Origin of the sequence: Moorena sp. SIO4E2 (genome assembly GCF_010671945.1) — a bacterium.
GTDB classification, from domain to species: domain Bacteria; phylum Cyanobacteriota; class Cyanobacteriia; order Cyanobacteriales; family Coleofasciculaceae; genus Moorena; species Moorena producens.
This window is the reverse complement of sequence record NZ_JAAHIE010000807.1, coordinates 1-2,724: the sequence shown is the minus strand read 5'-3', so window position 1 is coordinate 2,724 and position 2,724 is coordinate 1. Positions and strand designations below refer to the sequence as shown.

At 42.9% G+C, this 2,724-nt stretch carries 2 protein-coding genes; both read left to right on the top strand.

Going from position 1 to position 2,724, the window contains the following annotated elements; translation table 11 throughout:
* Positions 1-110: 110 nt before the first annotated feature.
* Positions 111-1,205, top strand: coding sequence for a hypothetical protein (locus tag F6K37_RS37505; RefSeq protein ID WP_287256101.1), 1,095 nt, complete (start codon positions 111-113; stop codon positions 1,203-1,205).
* The gene (locus tag F6K37_RS37500) at positions 1,147-2,508 is read left to right on the top strand and encodes a vWA domain-containing protein (protein WP_287256099.1); all 1,362 of its coding nucleotides are present in this window, start codon (positions 1,147-1,149) and stop codon (positions 2,506-2,508) included. The genes F6K37_RS37505 and F6K37_RS37500 overlap by 59 nt, the downstream gene beginning before the upstream one ends.
* Positions 2,509-2,724 lie beyond the last annotated feature (216 nt).

Below are 2,724 nucleotides of genomic sequence, written 5' to 3'. Positions count from 1 at the left end.
TCTGGAATATCTGAATCAACCTATGAACAATTAAAGTATGATACCAAAAAAAATCTTGAACAAGTATATAATAGAACCCAAAATAATCAAAATAAAACATGATGTAAAAAATGCGGATTTACCTTTACATACTAGCTGGAATAACCTCAGCATTAATTGGCTGGAATATCGGTCAAGTCGCAATTACTAACCTAGGCTTGTCAAAGCTAATTCCAGAAGAAATTGTCCTATTTCCGTGCATTGCTATCTCCTTAGCCGTGGGGATGGTAATTAATGAAATCTTTATTAGTAACCCCACCAGACTTAAACTAAACCTCCGCATTGCCAAAATTCCGATCCTGATTGCTGTTGGCTTAGGAATTATCATCGGTTTAATTTCTGGAGTGATTTACCAAATCCTGTTATTATCTCCTATTCCAGGAATTATAATTAGACTCCTAAGTTGGCTCTTAATAGGGAGCTCAGTAGGCTTGGCAGAGGGACTGACTTGGTGGTGGCGCAGTGTGGAAGCAGGGGATCCCAAACGCTTCCAAGAACGGTTAAGAACTAGTATGATTGCGGCTAGTGGTGCAGCGTTAGTTGCTGCTCTACTGTTTGAATCGATCCGCCCACTGTTGAGTGAGATCGAAAACAGAGGTTTTGAAGACCCTCTAGGATTCTCGATTTTAGGCTTGGTGCTAGGTTTAGTATTTAGCATTACCAATTCACCAAGTTATATGGCAGCACTGAGAGCAGGTGGTGGTTTTGAATACACCGGACCTAACTATGAAGATAGTGAGCCAGGGGTGATCACCGTAAATAATCCTTTTCCCTATATCAATAAGTCTCTACTAAAATTTGTCAGTAACAGTAAAGCCGATGAAATCGAAGAGGGGTTGTCAATTCAATTACCTGCTACTGGCACGATTAGAATTGGCTCTGCTGTCAAACAGGTAAACCATAAAGGAGGCTCGGATATTTATTTGCCTGGATTGCCACTCCATGTAGCAGACATAGTACTGAAGCAGCGCCAAGCAATTTTATCTCCCAATCCCCTACATTTCAATACTATCGAAATTAACGGTAAACCCTTGAAAACCCGCGAAGATATTGTTTTGAAACATAACCATGTCTTGACGTTTAATAGCCTTTATCCAGGAGGGAAAAATGAAGAAAAAATCTATCGCTTTGTCTACTACAATCGTTTCTTTGACCCGCAAGCTTAGTTTACTAATATTGTGTGCCGGTTGCTTTACTTATCCTAGTGGAGTACAGGCACAAGAAGCGAAAATCCTTAATGCCACCGTTGAGGATGAACAGGTCAAAATTCGCATCCAAGTCAAAAATGAATATGACCAACCTGTCACCAACCTCACCGATGAAAATTTCCAGGTCTATGTAAATAATGATAAAGTTACCTTTAAGCCCAAGCATTGGAAAAATCCGACAAAAGCTGAGCAGCCTTCGGCCTGGATTATCTTCCTACTGGACATGAGTGGCAGTATGGCCAAGCCCGATAAACCAGGCTCTAGCCAAAGCAAACTGGAGGGAGCCACTGCAGCGATGCGAGAATTTATCAAAAATACAGCAGATCGCAGTAGTCATACTCAAGTAGCAATTGTTCCCTTTGGTGAACCCCATCCCAAAAATTGCCCCAAGGGTGGCTATCCTGTTAATCAAGCCACACTCAATAAATTTTTTCCTGTAGGAGACTCCGAACTCCAAAACTATCTTGGTGAGCTTGCCAGTAAAAAACCCTGTGCTGCCACTAATGTCTACAAACCCCTTACTGAAGCAGTAAATTTCTTAAGTGAGCAAAGAGGTGACCCTCGCTTCTATCCGAAAAAAGAGAAATTCTGGCAACCTCAGCCTCAACAGCCCCGGCTTTCGATTATTCTTCTATCTGATGGTTATCACAGTACATCGGCAACCAAAGAAGCAGAAGAGCAGGAATTTGAAACACTCAAGAGACTGATCAAAGTCAATGATAATATTATTGTGCATACTTTGGGGTATGGCTTAAAACCTCGAGAGTTAGCCGAGAAGTATAAAAACAATGGCTTTTCTAAACAAGAAGCAACAAGGGAAGACGTTTTTTATACTGAGGGTGGCAAGAAAAAATTGCCACCAAACAAAGTACCAGAAGAAGAGTTTGTAGACCGCGATCGCATAGACGAAATTTCCAGGATTACGGGAGGAATTTGTAAAATTTCGGGGGATGCTCAGGCTCTTGGCAAGTCCTTGAAAGTATTCCTTGATGCTCTGCTCGGTGAGTATGAAATCACCTACAATGACCCCAACCCGATACGGGCGGAAAGGCATCAGGTTCAGGTTAAAGTTGATTCCCGACATGTTTCCACAGAACGCTCTGAACCTAAACCTTACAGAATTACCTCCTTTGGATGGTCACTTCCTTTACCGATCAGACTGACCATGTTTCTGGGTACTTTCGTGGTCATGGGAGTTGGAGGTGCAGTGCCATTTTACTTCTGGGGACAATACCTAAAGCGAGAGGAACTTGAAGATTAATATATCAAAGAGAACAGGGAGTCGGGAGTCGGGAGTCGGGAGCGGTGCGACCCGTGGCGAATTTAATTCGCCAACGGAAAGCGCACCGAGGGAGTCGGGAAAAGGTAACAAAAATTCTCACAATTCCGACACGGATTGGTATTACAGGTCTTGGTGGCGAGTGTGGGAAATTGGGCGCGATGTTCCTTCGGAACCGCTTCGCGAACGCATCATCTC

Bases quoted from the DNA above. Each gene is read 5' to 3' on its own strand.
- F6K37_RS37500 (WP_287256099.1), top strand. From the start codon at position 1,147: ATGAAGAAAAAATCTATCGCTTTGTCTACTACAATCGTTTCTTTGACC.
- F6K37_RS37505 (WP_287256101.1), top strand. From the start codon at position 111: ATGCGGATTTACCTTTACATACTAGCTGGAATAACCTCAGCATTAATT.